Annotated in this window: 1 protein-coding gene; it reads left to right on the top strand. The window is 38.8% G+C overall.

Translation table 11 applies throughout. From position 1 onward, the window contains the following. The coding region (locus tag HMPREF3129_RS18850) for a PD-(D/E)XK nuclease-like domain-containing protein (RefSeq protein ID WP_254668235.1) at positions 1-364 on the top strand (364 nt) is incomplete at its 5' end. Positions 365-423: the final 59 nt, after the last annotated feature.

Here is a 423-nt window from a genome sequence, read left to right as displayed (position 1 = left end):
GCCAGATAAACTCATTCAAGAGCACCATTGGATTGTTGATGTAAAAAGCTCTGCTGACATTCAACGATTTGACCGTTCCATGTACGAATATAGATATCACGTACAGGACTCTTTTTATTCTGATGGATATAAATCATTAACAGGCGAATCCCCTGTTTTTGTCTTTCTCGTTGTTAGCACGACTATCGACTGCGGTAGATACCCCGTTAGAGTCTTCAATTTAGACCAACAAGCAAAAGATATTGGTCGAACAACCTACAAACAAAATTTAAGAACGTATGCAGAATGCCTAAAAACGGATGAATGGGCAGGCATACGTACATTATCACTGCCCTATTGGGCTAAGGAATTAAGGAATGAGTAACCCACCATTAGCTCAAGCTGACTTACAAAAAACACAAGGTACAAAGGTAAAAGAAAAAA

The organism is Proteus sp. HMSC14B05 (genome assembly GCF_001808035.1).
Classification (GTDB): Bacteria; Pseudomonadota; Gammaproteobacteria; order Enterobacterales; family Enterobacteriaceae; genus Proteus; species Proteus mirabilis.
Note: the sequence above shows the minus strand (reverse complement) of the source record. Positions and strands in the feature narration are given on the sequence as shown.